Source organism: Shewanella sp. 30m-14 (genome assembly GCF_052977125.1).
In genome coordinates this window covers 312811-328247 of sequence record NZ_JBRILW010000001.1, presented here as the reverse complement: position 1 = coordinate 328247, position 15437 = coordinate 312811, and the positions used below count along the sequence as shown (strand labels likewise).

Here is a 15437-nt window from a genome sequence, read left to right as displayed (position 1 = left end):
GCGATATGGTTATTTAGGGTTTAACCGGCTTAAATGGGCGTATCGCTTAACAAGCGATCAATGTGTGCATACTTAAGGTTTCTATCACAGTTTATGTCACAACTTATGTAACAGTTTGCGACATTAAGATCAGCTCAGAGCTTTGTACATCAGAGCTTAGTACATCAATTTTTTGTACATTAGGGCTTTGTACATCAGAGCTTTCGGCAATAGCGCATTGGTTTTTACAATGGTCTTGGCACTGCTTGTCGCAGTGAATGCGTTTCTCACAGCTCCATAAACAAAGTTGCCAAACCGCTTTTTTGGTGTCGCTATCGAGGCATTTGAAATCTGCGGCGCAAAGTACACCTTGCTGGATAAGCTTAGCTATTTTGTCTTCAGAGATACTGATATTTAACTGTCTGGTTGGAGTGGTCATGATGAAACCTCCCAATGCGATTCATTTAAAAACAATATACCTACGTGAGAATGATTATCAACAACTGTTTTATGAATGCGTGATAACTGAGCATTGTTTAACCTAAACCCAAACCAAAACCCAAAGCTTGGTGTGCTTAATCTGTGCTTGAGTGTTTACTATTAATAAACAGGCCGAAACGATGAATAAACAGCACACTCTTAATAAGCAGTGCACTAAAAATTACCCTGATTATCTTGTTCAGGCCTACTCGGGGCTATCGGCCAAAAAGTCAAAAGTGGTAAATGACTCTACGCCATTGTGCTCAAAACTGACTACTGCACTCCAAACCATATAGCCACTACTACACGAACCGTATATTAGTGGTGCGTTATAGTCATTTTCTCCCATTTGGGTCAAATTTACCGGAATAATGCCCATAAACATGTCTCTACCCTGTAATTTAACCTTAACATTACTTAAGGGTTTCGAGGTATGCAGTGTCATCTGTATAGGCTGCTCACTCGGCGCCTGCCAAGGGTTAAGGCTTAACTCGATGTCAACATCGGCAACCGTTTTGATGCATGGACCCGTTTTAAAACTGCAAAGACTTATATCTACAGGAGTTGACGGTGTAACATCTTGGCTTTTTGGCTCACACCCCAGTAAAAATGCGACCGGGATGAGGCTGTATAGAATTCTTAATAGTGTTGATTTGTGAGTAACTTGCACGTTATTTAACCTTTACATCATTTGTTTTAACATTCTATTGAGTACCTTGATCTAGATCAACTTATCTGGAGGGGTAATTCCTATCTTTTTTGATATAGCTCAAGTATCATTGCTTTGCCTTGCGTTACTTCATGAAATGTAAGGTTACACATTGACACATAACCTATGTTTCCGTTAGGTAGCATGGTTTTTGTCATATATACGGGTAGAGCTTTACTCTACACAACAATAAGTATAAGTAATAAGCAGTGGAAGCAATATGATGAACCATTCCCAGCCTCAAGGCGCTGATTACAACTACACTGTCGTCCGTCAATTTGCCCTAACTACCGTGTTATGGGGAATTGTTGGTATGTCAGTAGGTGTATTAATTGCAGCTCAGTTGATCTGGCCGCAGCTAAACTTCGAAACGTCATGGTTAACGTATAGTCGTCTACGACCACTACATACGAATGCCGTGATTTTTGCGTTTGGCACTTCAGCCCTTTTCGCCACATCCTATTATATCGTTCAACGCACCTGTCAAACTCGACTATTTGCACCTAAGTTAGCTGCATTTACGTTCTGGGGTTGGCAAGCCATCATTCTTTCAGCAGCCATTAGTTTGCCGCTTGGTATTACCAGTGGTAAAGAATACGCTGAATTAGAATGGCCAATTGATATCGCAATTACCGTCGTATGGGTTTCCTATGCTGTGGTTTTCTTCGGTACTATCATTAAACGAACAACGTCCCACATTTATGTGGCGAACTGGTTCTTTGGTGCCTTTATTATCACAGTAGCAGTACTTCACATAGTTAACTCTATGGCTGTACCGTTAACGATGACTAAGTCTTACTCACTCTATAGTGGTGCAGTAGATGCGATGGTCCAGTGGTGGTATGGTCACAACGCGGTGGGCTTCCTGCTAACTGCAGGCTTCCTAGGTATGATGTACTACTTCGTTCCTAAGCAAGCTGGCCGACCAGTTTACTCGTACCGTCTATCTATCGTTCACTTCTGGGCATTGATTGCTTTGTATATCTGGGCTGGTCCTCACCACCTACACTATACAGCGCTTCCAGACTGGACACAGTCACTTGGTATGGTGATGTCTCTAATCCTATTCGCTCCGTCTTGGGGTGGTATGATTAACGGTATCATGACTTTATCTGGTGCCTGGCACAAACTTCGTACTGACCCAATCTTGCGTTTCCTTGTTGTTTCATTGTCTTTCTATGGTATGTCTACCTTCGAAGGCCCAATGATGGCAATTAAGACGGTTAACGCACTTTCTCATTACACTGACTGGACTGTTGGACACGTTCACTCTGGTGCATTGGGCTGGGTTGCTATGGTTTCAATCGGTTCTTTGTATCACTTGATCCCAGTTCTGTTTGGCCACGGCCGTATGTACAGCACAAGCCTAATTAACGTTCACTTCTGGTTGGCAACAATCGGTACTGTTCTTTATATCGTTTCAATGTGGATCTCTGGTGTGATGCAGGGTCTAATGTGGCGCGCAGTTAACTCTGACGGTACATTGACTTATAGCTTTGTTGAAAGCTTAGAAGCCTCTTACCCGTTCTACTTTGTACGTTTCCTAGGTGGTGTATTCTTCCTTACAGGTATGTTCATAATGGCATACAACGTACTGCGTACTGTTAAGGCCCCTAAAGATTCTTTGCCAGCAATTGCTGAAGCAAAAGCAGCTTAAGGAGTAGATACGATGAAATTTAATCATGAGCTAGTTGAGAAAAACATCGGTCTATTAGGGATCTTTACTGTTATCGCAATCAGCTTTGGTAGCTTGGTTGAGATTACACCCCTACTGTTCCAAGAAGATACAACTGAGCCATTAGAAGGTCAGATCCCTTATACGGCAATGCAGATTGAAGGTCGTGACATCTATGTTCGTGAGGGCTGTTATGGCTGTCACAGCCAGATGATCCGTCCTCTTCGCGCAGAAACTGAACGTTATGGCCACTACTCTGTAGCTGGCGAGTCAGTTTGGGATCACCCATTCCAGTGGGGCTCTAAGCGTACAGGTCCAGATCTAGCCCGTGTTGGCGGTCGTTACAGTGACAAATGGCATGAGGTTCACTTAATTGATCCTCGCGCTGTTGTACCTCAGTCAAATATGCCTGCGTACCCTTGGTTAGCAGAAAACATCCTTACTGGTGATTTGACCGGTGAGAAGATGGAAATCCTGCAAAACTTTCACCCAACTCATAAGTTGTATACAGCTGAAGAGATTGCTGGCGCTAAAGACGCTGTGAAAGGTAAGACTGAGCTGGACGCATTGATCGCATATCTGCAATCACTTGGCCACGCGCTTAAATAAGGAGGCAAAATATGGATTACGGCACATTACGTGGAATTATTACTATCGTTGTAATGGTGACCTTCATCGGTATATTTGCCTGGGCATATAGCGCTAGTCGTAAGAAACAATTCGACGATGCAGCTAACCTAGTTTTCTCAGATGATGAGAAAATCTCGGTATCGAAGGACTCAGGAGAACAAAAGTGATGAGTAACTTCTGGAGTGTATGGATTATCGTACTCACCGTTGTGGTAATCATTGGTTGTATTGTTCTACTTCGTGCTTGTTCTAAGAACGACACGGGCGTAGAAGAAGGTGAATCAATGGGTCACAGCTTCGACGGTATTGAAGAACTAAACAACCCACTACCTAAGTGGTGGAGTTATATGTTCTACATTACCATCGTATTCAGTGTTATCTATTTAGCACTGTACCCAGGACTTGGTAGTTTCAAAGGCTTATTAGGTTGGACAAGTGCTAACCAAAGCGTTCGTACTATTGAAGAGTCAAAGCAAGCTGTTATTGACGCTCAAAATGAAGGGCGTTGGGTGCAGTATGACCAAGAAGTTAAGCACGCAGACGAAAAGTTTGGTCCTATCTTCAAGGCATATGCTGATACACCATTGGAAGAGTTAGTTAAGAATGAAGAAGCCCTAAAAGTGGGTGGACGTCTATTCTTACAAAACTGTGCAATGTGTCATGGTAGTGACGCGCGTGGTAGCAAAGGCTTCCCTAACCTAACCGACAACGCTTGGTTATATGGTGGTGAGCTGGCAACGATTAAGACCTCAATCATGAACGGTCGTCACGGTATGATGCCGCCAAAAGGTGGTTTACCGATTGAAGACAGTGAGATTACAGGTCTAGCTGAATACGTTGTAAGCCTATCTGGTCGTGAGCACGACGCAGCACTTGCAGCTCAAGGACAGGGTTCATTTATGAAAGGCTGTTTTGCCTGTCATGGTATGGACGGCACCGGTAACAAGTTTATGGGTGCACCTAACCTAACTGACAATGCGTGGGTCTACGGCGGAAGTCGTGGCGCTATCGAGCAGTCAATTCAGAACGGTCGTACAGGTGTTATGCCTGCATGGAAAGATGTATTAGGTGAAGAAAAAGTTCACGTAATCACAGCTTACGTTTACAGCTTGTCAAACAAGTAATTACACCAGAGTAACATCTAGTGTGCTAATAAGGCCTCGTCACCAACGAGGCCTTTTTTTTAAGTGCTAAATCACAGTTTTTTGGGTAAAATATGCGTTCTTTTTTCCCAGCATTTAACAACTATTCTAATAAGTAAAGGCGGTAAATAATGTCGACTCCACAACCCTGGTATAAACAGTTCTGGCCTTGGTTTCTTATCATACTGCCATTATGTGCCGTGGTCGCAAGTATCAATTTATTTTGGGTTGCTTTTAACAACCAAGACCCATTGGTTACCGAAGAATACTATAAAGAAGGTAAAGGCATTAATATTGACCTTCGAAAGATAAAGCATGCTAAGCAGCTTGGCATGAACTACATGCTAGAGTTTGATGACAAATACGTTGAGCTCTCTCAACAAGGTGGCGATACCTATCTTGCAGGCTTAAGCATTAGCTTTTATCACCCGACTCTTGAAGAACGAGATTTCTCGCAAATTGTCACCGCTGATGCCAATGGCGTATATCGAATTGATTTAACGCAGAGTATTGAAGGCCCTTGGGACGTCAGAATTGAAGGTTATGATCAAACTTGGCGTATACAGCAACGCGTAACGCTAAAAGATGATCAACAGTACTGGTTAAACTAATTAGTTTATGGCCTAACCCGTTCGCATCTGCAGCGGGTTTTTCAAATACTTACAAAAAGAATAACATCCCATGAGTCAAACAAGCTGCTTTCATTGTAGCGAACCCGTTTTAACTGGTCAGCAATTCACAACCACCATTAACGAAGTGGAGCAGCTCATGTGTTGCCCAGGTTGCCAAGCAGTGTCGCAAGCGATTATCGATGCTGGACTGACCAATTACTATAAGTTCCGTACAGAGCCTGGTAATAAGCAAACTGCGTTGGTGCCTGAAGAGTTATCAAATTTCAGTGCTTATGACTTACCAGAAGTGCAGCAAGACTTTATTCAACAAAGAGATGCGTTAAATGAAGTCTCGTTAACGGTTGATGGGATCACTTGCGCGGCCTGTGCTTGGCTGATTGAACATAAGATTAATAAGCTTAATGGCATCGCTAACATTCAAGTTAACTCAACCACGCAGCGTGCTTTGATCGCGTGGGACAGTGACAAAATCAAACTCAGCGAAATTCTCAATCAAATTAGCCATATTGGCTATCAAGCAGCGCCGTTTCAAGTCGACGAACAAGAAACTAAAAGTAAGAAAGACAGTCGTAAATTTTTATTAAGACTCGGCCTTGCAGGTTTCGCGACCATGCAGGTGATGATGTTCGCCCTCGCCCTTTATTCCGGCTATTTTAGCGATCTTGATACCGAGTACCGAGACTACTTTCGTTGGGTGAGCATGTTATTTGCCGCCCCTGTTGTTTTTTATTCTGCTCAACCATTTTACTTTAGTGCCGTGCGCTCGTTGCTGATGGGCAGATTAAACATGGACGTCTCTGTGAGTATCGCCATTTGCGGCGCTTATATCGCAAGCTGTATTGAAACCATCAATGGTACTGGCGAAGTGTACTTTGAGTCGGTATCCATGTTTACCTTCTTCTTGTTGCTAGGCCGTTTCTTTGAGCAAAATGCCCGTCAAAAAGCCTCAGTGAGTTCCAGCAACCTCCATAAGCTTGTACCGTTAACCGCACAATTAAAAACTGACGAAGGTTTTGATGAAGTACCCGCTAAACGGCTGGTTATTGGCGATATCATTTTAGTTAAGCCGGGTGACGTTATTGCTGCTGACGGTGTTGTTGTTGAAGGTGAGTCTGCGGTAAATGAAGCCATGTTAACGGGTGAGCAGATGCCATTACATAAAGCGCTTGAATCAGAGGTGTTTGCCGGTACCATTAACATTGAGCAGCCAATATTAGTTAGAGTGACTGCGCTTGGGCAAGATCAGTTAGTTGCTGAAATTATTCGTCTGCAAGAGATAGCATCTAATAATAAGCCCAAAGTCGCCTTATACGCCGACAGGTTCTCTAATTACTTTACCGCGGCTATTTTACTGATTGCCACATTGACCTATCTGTTTTGGTATTTCTATTCACCGGAAGACGCTTTTTGGGTCACTTTATCGGTATTAGTAGCAACCTGCCCTTGCGCCCTTGCTTTAGCAACGCCAACCGCTGTGACCTGTGGTACAGCGATTATGACCCGCCTTGGGATCATTACCCGTCGCTCTGGTATATTTGAAAAATTGCCTAAAATCCAACATGTTGTTTTTGATAAAACCGGTACCCTTACCTTAGGTTCATTGTCGATTAGTGATGTGGAGCTAACCGGCGACATATCAAAGGCCGAAGCACTTGGTTACATTGCGGCATTAGAATCTGGCTCCTTGCACCCTATTGCCAAAGCGTTTACAGCTCATATCGATAAGTCTATTAGCGTGACACAAAGACTAAGTGTGGTTGGTAATGGTCTGTCAGGAGTGATAAATGGCCAGGCGTTTAAAGTGGGCAGTCAGCAATTTGTTAATGGCACCGATACAATAGAGAGTGCGACAACGGTTTGGTTAAGTTGTGATGGCGTTATTCAAGCTAAGGTCACGTTAAATGATGAAGTTAGACCTGATACCGCTAAAGCCGTGGCACAACTTAAACAGATGGGCTGCAAACTGAGTATCGCAAGTGGCGACAACTCGACTGAAGTAACAGCATTAGGTAAAAGACTCGGCATTGATGATGTGCACAAAGGGCTTTCACCCAAAGGTAAGCTGGCATTAATTGACAAATTTCAGCAGCAAGGGCAAGTGGCCATGTTTGGTGATGGTATTAACGATGCGCCTGTACTTGCTGGCGCGAACTTATCTATTGCGATGGGCAGTGGCGCTGCGATTTCTAAAAACAGTGCAGATATTATCTTGTTGGGTGATAACCTTTCACGCTTTGCCGATGCGGTCCAAGTGGCCAAATCTACCGGGCGGATCATCAAACAGAATTTATTCTGGGCGCTTGGATACAACCTGTTTATAATTCCGTTGGCCGTAACCGGTCACGTCGCTCCATACATTGCAGCAATAGGCATGTCCGCCAGTTCACTCATTGTTGTCAGTAATAGCCTAAGACTACTTAAGGTTCGTTTATGAGTATTATCTATGTCCTAATCCCAATTGCCATGCTTTTTGTTTTGGTTGCCGTTGGGATCTTCTTTTGGGCTGTAAAGTCTGATCAGTTTGATGATCTTGAAAAGCAAAGCGTATCGATACTCTTTGAAGACGACAAAGCGCAAAGTGACAATGCTAGCCAGCACAATACGTCAAGCAACCTGTCTGATCCCCTGGCTAATACAACTAACCTCAAAACATCTAGTTCACAGGCTGAAAATATACAGCTTGTTGAAACAAACGCTGCCGCTCCCCAGGGCACTGAATCCTCCTCAGCAGCAACTAGTGCGAAAACCGATACAGCTCAACAAGAGGCTACTAAACAAAAGAGCGCTAAAAGTGAATGACTATAGCTTAATTGGCGCATTACTTGTGGGAATCATGGGCGCCGGTCATTGCATTGGTATGTGCGGTGGGCTAGTTGGCGCACTATCTGCAAACCTGCCTAAGCAACAAACGGGCAATAAGCTCGTTGCACAGTTGGGTTACCTGTTAAGTTACAACAGTGGCCGGATAATTAGCTACACAATAGCAGGCGCATTAGTCGGTGCCAGCACCAGTGCATTAGGCTTGTTATTTGATGTTGACACCTATTTGCTGGTACTAAGACTATTTGCTGGCTTTATGATGATTATCACCGGCCTCTACATTGCTCAAATTTGGGCCGGCATCGTGCAGATAGAACGCCTCGGAAAATGGCTGTGGCAGTACATCTCGCCTATTGCTAACAAATTTATTCCAATCAAAAACAAGCGACATGCATTTATCGCCGGAAGCCTATGGGGATGGTTACCCTGTGGTTTAGTCTACAGCATGTTAACTTGGTCGGTTGCAGCAGGAAATGCCCTAGACGGCGCCTTAATTATGTTTGCTTTTGGTATAGGTACGTTACCCGCCCTGCTAAGTGCAGGTATTGCGGCAAGTACATTTAGCCGTTGGGTACAGAAAAGAGCCGTACGCATTATCAGCGGGATCGCTTTGGTGGGGTTCGGATTGCAGACCTTGTACATTGCTATCGCCCAGCTTCGCTAGCTCCTAATATCAAATTAGTTTAACATAGTAGATGAATAGTCAAAATTGAGAGAGACAATGCCAACAGATAACAACAAAAATCGTCGCCAAATGGCTTCTGGATGTGCGATTCATTGTCATGATTGCAGCATGGGTACGCTATGTATTCCGTTTACACTAAACTCTACTGAGTTAGATCAACTTGACGAAATTATTGAGCGCAAGAAGCCGATTCAAAAAGGTGAGCCAATTTTTAAATCAGGTGATCCATTAAAGTCTTTATTTGCTATTCGCTCTGGCACAATTAAAAGTTATACCATCACCGAACAAGGCGATGAACAGATCACGGGCTTTCATCTAGCGGGTGACGTTATCGGTTTTGACGGAATTCATTCACAATTTCATCAAAGCTTTGCTCAAGCGCTTGAAACGTCGATGGTGTGTGAAATCCCCTACACGACCCTCGATGAACTTACAGGTAAAATGCCTAAGCTTAGACAGCAGATCATGCGCTTAATGAGTAACGAAATTCAAAGCGATCAAGAGATGATTTTATTACTGAGCAAAAAGAATGCAGAAGAACGACTCGCAGCTTTTATCAGTAACTTAGCTAAACGCTTTGGCAGCCGAGGGTTCTCACCAAGAGAGTTTAGATTAACCATGACTCGCGGTGATATTGGTAACTATCTAGGGTTAACCGTTGAAACCATCAGCCGTCTGCTTGGCCGCTTTCAGAAAGCAGAACTAATTGAAGTTAAAGGTAAATATATTACAATACTTGATATAGGTGCCTTGAGCGAACTATCTGGTAACAGTAATATTGCAAGGTAGAACTTTTAGGTTATCACTTGATCTAGAACAATACGAAATCATCTTATTGATGCAAGATAAAACTAGACGATATTAGATAAGGAAAAAGTTATGATGGACTATAAAAAACTCCTTGTGGTTGTCGACCCTACGACAGATAAACAGACGGCTCTAGCCAGAGCTGTTGAACTTGCTTGTGATAATCAAGCCGTAATAACTGTATTTTTATCCATTTTTGACTTTTCTTATGAAATGACCTCTATTCTTTCAGGTCAAGAGCGAGAGTCAATGCGTGAAGGCGTGGTTAATCAACGCAAAGCGTGGCTTGAAGATGTGGTTAAACCCTATCGTAAAGACGGTTTAACCATAAATTTAGATGTTATTTGGCACAACCGCCCGTTCGAAAGCATCATTAAACACGCTATTGATGGTGAGTATGATCTTATTGTCAAAGGTACCCATGAACATGACAAGTTAAAATCAGTCATTTTCACCCCGACAGATTGGCACTTGTTGCGTAAAGCCCCTATTCCAGTGCTACTTGTAAAAACGCATGATTGGCCTGTAGCGGGTAAAATTATTTGTGCGGTTAATGTCAGCTCTGAAGAAGATGCTAACGAATCACTCAATGGTAAGATTATCTCTCACGCGAAAAAGCTCGCTCAGCAGTTTAGCGCTCAAGTGCATTTAGTTAATGGTTATCCTGGCACCCCCGTTAACTTGGCTATCGAACTCCCCGACTTTGATGCTCATACCTATAGTGAAACCATAAAGTTACAGCATGAGGAACGCATCAGTTACCTTGCTAATGCTTATGGGATCTCACCCGATTTTTGCCACGTTAAAGAAGGTCTCCCAGAAGATGTTATCCCTGACATGGCAGCCTCTTTAGATGCAGAACTTGTGATATTAGGTACCGTTGGCCGAACTGGACTTTCAGCAGCCTTAATCGGTAATACTGCAGAGCATGTTATTGATAGCATCAACTGCGATCTACTTGCGATAAAGCCTGATGGTTATAAATCACCATTAGAAGAGGTATAACCGCTTTCTAAGCTTTACCAAAAGCCTTTAAGCTGGAATAATACGCGCCCTGAACATTTGTGTACTAGGCGCGTTTTTTTATGTCCGAAGAATTAACTCCAAAACAAGTCACCCGCATGTCAAAATTGCAAAAGCGTTTACGCAGTGAAGTTGGCCGTGCTATTGGTGATTACAACATGATTGAAGAAGGTGACCGCGTTATGTGTTGCCTATCTGGTGGCAAGGATAGTTATGCCATGCTTGATATCTTGTTGAATCTTCAGCAACGCGCACCTATTAAATTCGAAATCGTAGCGGTTAATTTAGATCAGAAGCAACCTGGCTTTCCTGAAGACATTTTACCAGCGTATCTTGATACTTTAGGCGTTGCTTACCATATTCTGGAAAAAGACACTTACTCTATCGTTAAGGATAAGATCCCAGAAGGTAAAACCACCTGCTCTCTGTGCTCTCGTCTACGCCGCGGTACGCTTTATGGCTTTGCACAGAAAATTGGCGCGACCAAGATCGCCCTTGGCCATCACAGAGATGACATCATTGAAACCATGTTCCTAAACATGTTCTTTGCTGGCAAAATGAAAGCGATGCCACCAAAGTTGTTGTCAGATGATGGCGCCAATATGGTGATCCGCCCATTAGCTTATTGCCGTGAAAAAGATATCGCTGAATATGCTGAACTTAAAAACTTCCCAATTATTCCTTGTAACCTTTGTGGTTCACAAGAAAACTTAAAGCGTGCGGCAGTAAAGGAGATGTTAGTCCAGTGGGATAGTGAACATCCAGGCCGTATTGAAACCATCTTCACTGCGATGCAAAATACTGCGCCGTCTCAAGGTGTCGATAGAGAGCAGTTCGATTTCTTGTCATTGACTCGAGATCCAGATGCACCTATGCGTGGTGATGTGGCTGAGTCTGATCTACCCGCCTTTGACTTTGTTGATGTAGCCAACAATGGCCACATCAATTTAGATAAAGCGGCCCGTATTGATGTGGTCAGCACCTATACGCCTGATTAGTTAATACTGGCATAAAAAGCCCATACAAAAAGCCCTGCAATGCAGGGCTTTTTGTATGCTTATGACTTAGATTATGCAGCTAGATGCCCTCGATGACTGAGTTTCATTAGCTTATATACATGCCTATTACTTCGCGGTCCAGGGACTAATGACCTTAGGTGCTACTGAAGATTCTAGCGTTGTCAGTTTATCTAAGTCACTCATCACAAGACGATAAGTCCCCGTAACAGGGATCACTTTTCCATCAATGATTAAACTTGCATCACCATCAAATTCAAGATTTAGACCCGCTATATCGGATGCAAATAAGCGCATTGGAAAACCTTGCATCTGACTCAACAATGCATTCATCTCTGCTGCAATCTGTTTAAGCTCTTCTTGGTTATAGGCTTTTTTTGTATTTTTAGCTCTAACCTGCATGGCAATAGCACAAGACTTGGCATCACCTTCAACGTCTAAATTAATTAGCGCGCGATCAGATTTTAGTTGGCCATCATAAGGCAAGAACAAACGTTGATCTTTAGTGATTGTCAGCGGAAAAGAATCGTTTTCAGTCGTTATAGTGCCACTGTTAACTTTGCAGCCATTCGCCTTTGATACAGAAAATGCCAGTTCAACTAATTGGTAATTCCCTTTATTAACTTGCTTAAGGCGTTGGTAAAAGCTTTGATACTCAAGTGAGATCGGCGCAGCCTGACTTGCAGATGCAAGTCCTAATAAGATACAGCTAAACAGCAGTTGTTTTTTCATTGTTATCCACTAAAAATCGTTGGTTTTGGCGTAGCATTTCAAGTAACTCATCAATATAAGCTTCTTGACGTTCAGAGTAATTAATTAAACCATAAACAAGGTCTTGTGCTTCTGGATTTTTGTCTTGAGCACGTAAATCTGCACGAATTGATCGCAACAAAGAATAAGCAGCATTCGAATTCAAGTTACGCATATAAGAAGCCACTGAATCTTCAACTGTTTTAAATAGTGCGACTTCATGAGACAGGCCTTCAGTTCTAGATTGTGGCACCAGTCCGCAACCTTTTCTAAAACACCATTGACCGAAGAAGTTAAGCCCTTCTCGAGCAAAACGCGAACTGCCCCAACCAGTTTCGTTCGCAGCTTGAATAAGTACCATCTCTTGTGGAATGACATCAACACGAACTAATAAGGTATCTATATTGCCAATATTGAGACTTCTAAAGGTATATTGATACTTTTCAGAGATCTGCTGCAGTCTAAACTCATCGGCTTCGGTAAGCGCTTTGTCATTAACGATTTGATTACGAATACCAATAAGAAAGTTGCGCTCATCTTGAATGATGGCATTTTGATGTTTGATCGAAGGCTTAAGAAAGGCAAAGAAGGCCTTTTTTTTCTCGCTAACATCGTTGATGGCTGCAAAATCCGGCACTAAGCTAGCAGTTTCTGCGTTTTTAACTGCTTTTCCTAATGATTGTGTTTGCTCTTCACTCACGGGAACTAATATTAATCTAACCAGTAGAATTAGCGCTATCACAAGCCCTAATGCTAGGGTAAACAATCCGACTTTACCTGTTTTCACTCATTTTCCTTTATCAAACGCTTAATACTTTGCTTAATTACGGCCATTATATGCTAGCTTTAGCTGAGAATACATCGCGAATAATTTTGTTATCTCAGTTATAATTCTGCAGTCTTTTATATTGCTTTGGGTATTCAGGAAGGAGACCCCAAAAATGAAACAAAATGGGCTTAATCAATACAAACATGTGGTAGCCATAGGTGGCGGGCATGGCTTAGGACAAGTTTTATCTGCACTTTCATTCTTAGGCCCTAGGCTTACCGGTATTGTTACGACGACCGATAACGGTGGTTCTACGGGACGGTTAAGAGCAGAGCAAGACTGCATTGCTTGGGGAGATTTACGTAACTGTTTAACTCAACTTGCCAAGCGCCCTTCTGTCGGCTCGTTAATGTTTGAATATCGCTTTAGTGGCGATAATGAGTTGTCAGGTCACAACCTTGGCAATTTAATGCTTATGGCACTGGATGAACTTTGTGTACGGCCGCTAGACGCTGTCAACTTGGTGCGTAACTTTCTTAATATCGACACTCGCCTAATCCCCATGTCAGAAGAGCCTACTCACTTAGTGGCACTACAAGCCTGTGGGACAAGTGTTTTTGGTGAAACCGATGTTGATAGAATGCAAGATACTCCCATCGCCTTGTCACTCGATCCACAAGTTCAGGCAACATGCGAAGCTTGTGAAGCCATTCGAGAGGCCGAGCTGATTATTTTAGGTCCAGGTAGTTTTTTAACGAGTATTATGCCACCACTATTACTCCCCAAAATAGCCAATGCACTCGCACAATCAAAGGCTGAAGTGATTTTAATTGATAATCTCACCGATGAGCCGTCTCCCATTGCTAATTGCAGCTTGAGCCACAAAATCGATTGGTGCCATCAAGTATTGGGGCTAAAGATTATCGATCAAGTGCTGTGCAACGCTGACAGTGCTTACCAGGAAGGTAATATTAGTTATTATCCGCTGCGTAGTTCACACCATATTGGTTTACACGATAAACGAGCGTTAGCAGATGCACTGTCTTTAATGGTTGGTCACGATTTTAAGGTAATGACAACATAGTCAAGAACCACTCAAGAGTTGACCATGGATTAACGAGGAATCAGCCAAGCGCTTTTTTATGGGTTGCTAACAAAATGCGATGGATTATTGTTTGATATAATTAACTTAAACATCGCATTAGAAAGGCCGTAAATCCAGGTCAGTAAGTTTCTATTTAGTAATACAATATTTGAATTCCGTCATTACAACACACGTTATTATCTGCATTTGGCAACTCAGCCCTTCACTGTTCCATTACTTGACCTATTAGGTTCCTCTAGCCAGACTGAATAGTTACAGATATCGATAAGCAATGGCCAGTTGTCACGATGAAAACATCTCTCACCTCACTTATTAAAGATAATAAATTAGTTACAGCGACTATTTCAGCAATAGGCGCGACACTTTGTATATGGACTCTAGCGGCAATTGATACTGAAATTGACTCTCCCTATGTTTTAATTGCACCTTTTGGGGCGACTATGGTGCTTATTTTTGGGGTGCACCGCAGTCCATTAGCACAACCTAAAAATGTCATATTGGGCCATATTATTACTGCAACGGTTGGGCTTATCTTTGTGAACTATCTCCCTATCACATCTTTAACACTTGGTTTAGCTGTGGGACTTGGCCTATTTTTCATGTTACTTTTTGATGTTACCCATCCACCCGCAGGGGGAAACCCTTTGCTTATTATGCTTGGAGGCCATACAAGTTGGACTTTTTTACTGCATCCCATCTTAATTGGCACCTTAGGAATTGTGGTATTAGCAGTGCTCTACCATAAGTTAATTCCTGGGCATATTTATCCCTACTTTGAAAAGAAAGAGTAATTAAGTATTAACTCGTGCCGTTTTAATATCACTATCACCACTTTTGCAATAACAACTAAATTGACTTTATGCTCGGCAGCAAGAGGTTTATTAGCCTAATAAACCTCAATTGATACTAATTTGCATTAAGAAAGCTTTCTATTCAGAGTGTGTTTGACCAACTAAAACTAAACGAATGAATCAAAAAGTAGAATTTCCCTTGAGGTGTTATTCAACGCCGTAGTAGGAAGGCCAATAACACTGCTAAAGCCCAGTTTTAATGCTTTTATAAGCTGCCAATGTTATTAATGCATGACTATATGGATATAAATTATAAGATTAGAGTAATGCTTTGCACCGACTCACAAGGGAATAACCATTCTGTCGTCCATGGGCCTTCAATTGAACAGCTTGAGCGCTTCTGAATTGATTAAATACTTAATGCG

General features: G+C 42.5%; 16 protein-coding genes and 1 pseudogene. 13 read left to right on the top strand and 4 right to left on the bottom strand.

The window, feature by feature from the left end:
- Positions 1–103: 103 nt before the first annotated feature.
- Together ACVBIU_RS01455 and ACVBIU_RS01450 are read right to left on the bottom strand one after the other, a co-directional pair.
- Positions 104–418, bottom strand: a complete 315-nt coding sequence (locus tag ACVBIU_RS01455; RefSeq protein WP_447162762.1) for a hypothetical protein — start codon at positions 416–418, stop codon at positions 104–106.
- A gap of 246 nt (positions 419–664) precedes the next feature.
- Complete coding sequence (locus tag ACVBIU_RS01450) at positions 665–1129, bottom strand: hypothetical protein (protein WP_447159235.1); 465 nt, start codon at positions 1127–1129, stop codon at positions 665–667.
- Between the two features lie 259 nt (positions 1130–1388).
- On the opposite strand from ACVBIU_RS01450, the gene ccoN reads away from it, so the two are divergent.
- The 11 genes and pseudogenes from ccoN (at position 1389) to ttcA (ending at position 11579) form a co-directional block, all read left to right on the top strand.
- Complete coding sequence (gene ccoN / locus ACVBIU_RS01445) at positions 1389–2825, top strand: cytochrome-c oxidase, cbb3-type subunit I (RefSeq protein ID WP_447159234.1); 1437 nt, start codon at positions 1389–1391, stop codon at positions 2823–2825.
- Positions 2826–2837: 12 nt separating this feature from the next.
- Positions 2838–3452, top strand: a complete 615-nt coding sequence (gene ccoO / locus ACVBIU_RS01440) for a cytochrome-c oxidase, cbb3-type subunit II (protein WP_447159233.1) — start codon at positions 2838–2840, stop codon at positions 3450–3452.
- A gap of 11 nt (positions 3453–3463) precedes the next feature.
- Entirely contained in the window at positions 3464–3640 is a 177-nt protein-coding gene (locus ACVBIU_RS01435) for a cbb3-type cytochrome oxidase subunit 3 (RefSeq protein ID WP_447159232.1), read from the top strand.
- The gene (ccoP, locus tag ACVBIU_RS01430) at positions 3640–4596 is read left to right on the top strand and encodes a cytochrome-c oxidase, cbb3-type subunit III (RefSeq protein ID WP_447159231.1); all 957 of its coding nucleotides are present in this window, start codon (positions 3640–3642) and stop codon (positions 4594–4596) included. Before ACVBIU_RS01435 ends, ccoP begins: the two co-directional genes overlap by 1 nt.
- Positions 4597–4745: 149 nt before the next feature.
- On the top strand, positions 4746–5225 hold the full coding sequence (locus tag ACVBIU_RS01425) for a FixH family protein (RefSeq protein ID WP_447159230.1): 480 nt from the start codon (positions 4746–4748) through the stop codon (positions 5223–5225).
- Between the two features lie 70 nt (positions 5226–5295).
- Complete coding sequence (locus ACVBIU_RS01420; protein WP_447162763.1) at positions 5296–7680, top strand: heavy metal translocating P-type ATPase; 2385 nt, start codon at positions 5296–5298, stop codon at positions 7678–7680.
- A pseudogene (ccoS, locus tag ACVBIU_RS01415) lies at positions 7677–7865 on the top strand (cbb3-type cytochrome oxidase assembly protein CcoS); the annotation flags it as partial. The gene ACVBIU_RS01420 and the pseudogene ccoS, both read left to right, overlap by 4 nt.
- A gap of 172 nt (positions 7866–8037) precedes the next feature.
- Entirely contained in the window at positions 8038–8730 is a 693-nt protein-coding gene (locus ACVBIU_RS01410) for a sulfite exporter TauE/SafE family protein (RefSeq protein ID WP_447162764.1), read from the top strand.
- Between the two features lie 57 nt (positions 8731–8787).
- Positions 8788–9540, top strand: a complete 753-nt coding sequence (gene etrA, locus ACVBIU_RS01405; RefSeq protein WP_447162765.1) for an electron transport transcriptional regulator EtrA — start codon at positions 8788–8790, stop codon at positions 9538–9540.
- A 90-nt stretch (positions 9541–9630) separates the two neighbouring features.
- A complete protein-coding gene (gene uspE / locus ACVBIU_RS01400) occupies positions 9631–10563 on the top strand; it encodes a universal stress protein UspE (protein ID WP_447159226.1) in 933 nt (310 codons plus the stop codon).
- Positions 10564–10643: 80 nt separating this feature from the next.
- Complete coding sequence (gene ttcA / locus ACVBIU_RS01395) at positions 10644–11579, top strand: tRNA 2-thiocytidine(32) synthetase TtcA (RefSeq protein ID WP_447159225.1); 936 nt, start codon at positions 10644–10646, stop codon at positions 11577–11579.
- 126 nt (positions 11580–11705) lie between these two features.
- On the opposite strand, the gene ACVBIU_RS01390 is transcribed toward ttcA, so the two are convergent.
- Entirely contained in the window at positions 11706–12329 is a 624-nt protein-coding gene (locus ACVBIU_RS01390; protein WP_447162766.1) for a DUF2987 domain-containing protein, read from the bottom strand.
- Complete coding sequence (locus ACVBIU_RS01385; protein WP_447162767.1) at positions 12307–13134, bottom strand: glucosaminidase domain-containing protein; 828 nt, start codon at positions 13132–13134, stop codon at positions 12307–12309. The genes ACVBIU_RS01390 and ACVBIU_RS01385 overlap by 23 nt, the downstream gene beginning before the upstream one ends.
- Before the next feature lie 154 nt (positions 13135–13288).
- Between ACVBIU_RS01385 and yvcK the strand changes: the two genes are divergently transcribed.
- Together yvcK and ACVBIU_RS01375 are read left to right on the top strand one after the other, a co-directional pair.
- The gene (yvcK, locus tag ACVBIU_RS01380; RefSeq protein ID WP_447159222.1) at positions 13289–14200 is read left to right on the top strand and encodes a uridine diphosphate-N-acetylglucosamine-binding protein YvcK; all 912 of its coding nucleotides are present in this window, start codon (positions 13289–13291) and stop codon (positions 14198–14200) included.
- Positions 14201–14508: 308 nt separating this feature from the next.
- A complete protein-coding gene (locus tag ACVBIU_RS01375) occupies positions 14509–15012 on the top strand; it encodes an HPP family protein (protein ID WP_447159221.1) in 504 nt (167 codons plus the stop codon).
- Positions 15013–15437 lie beyond the last annotated feature (425 nt).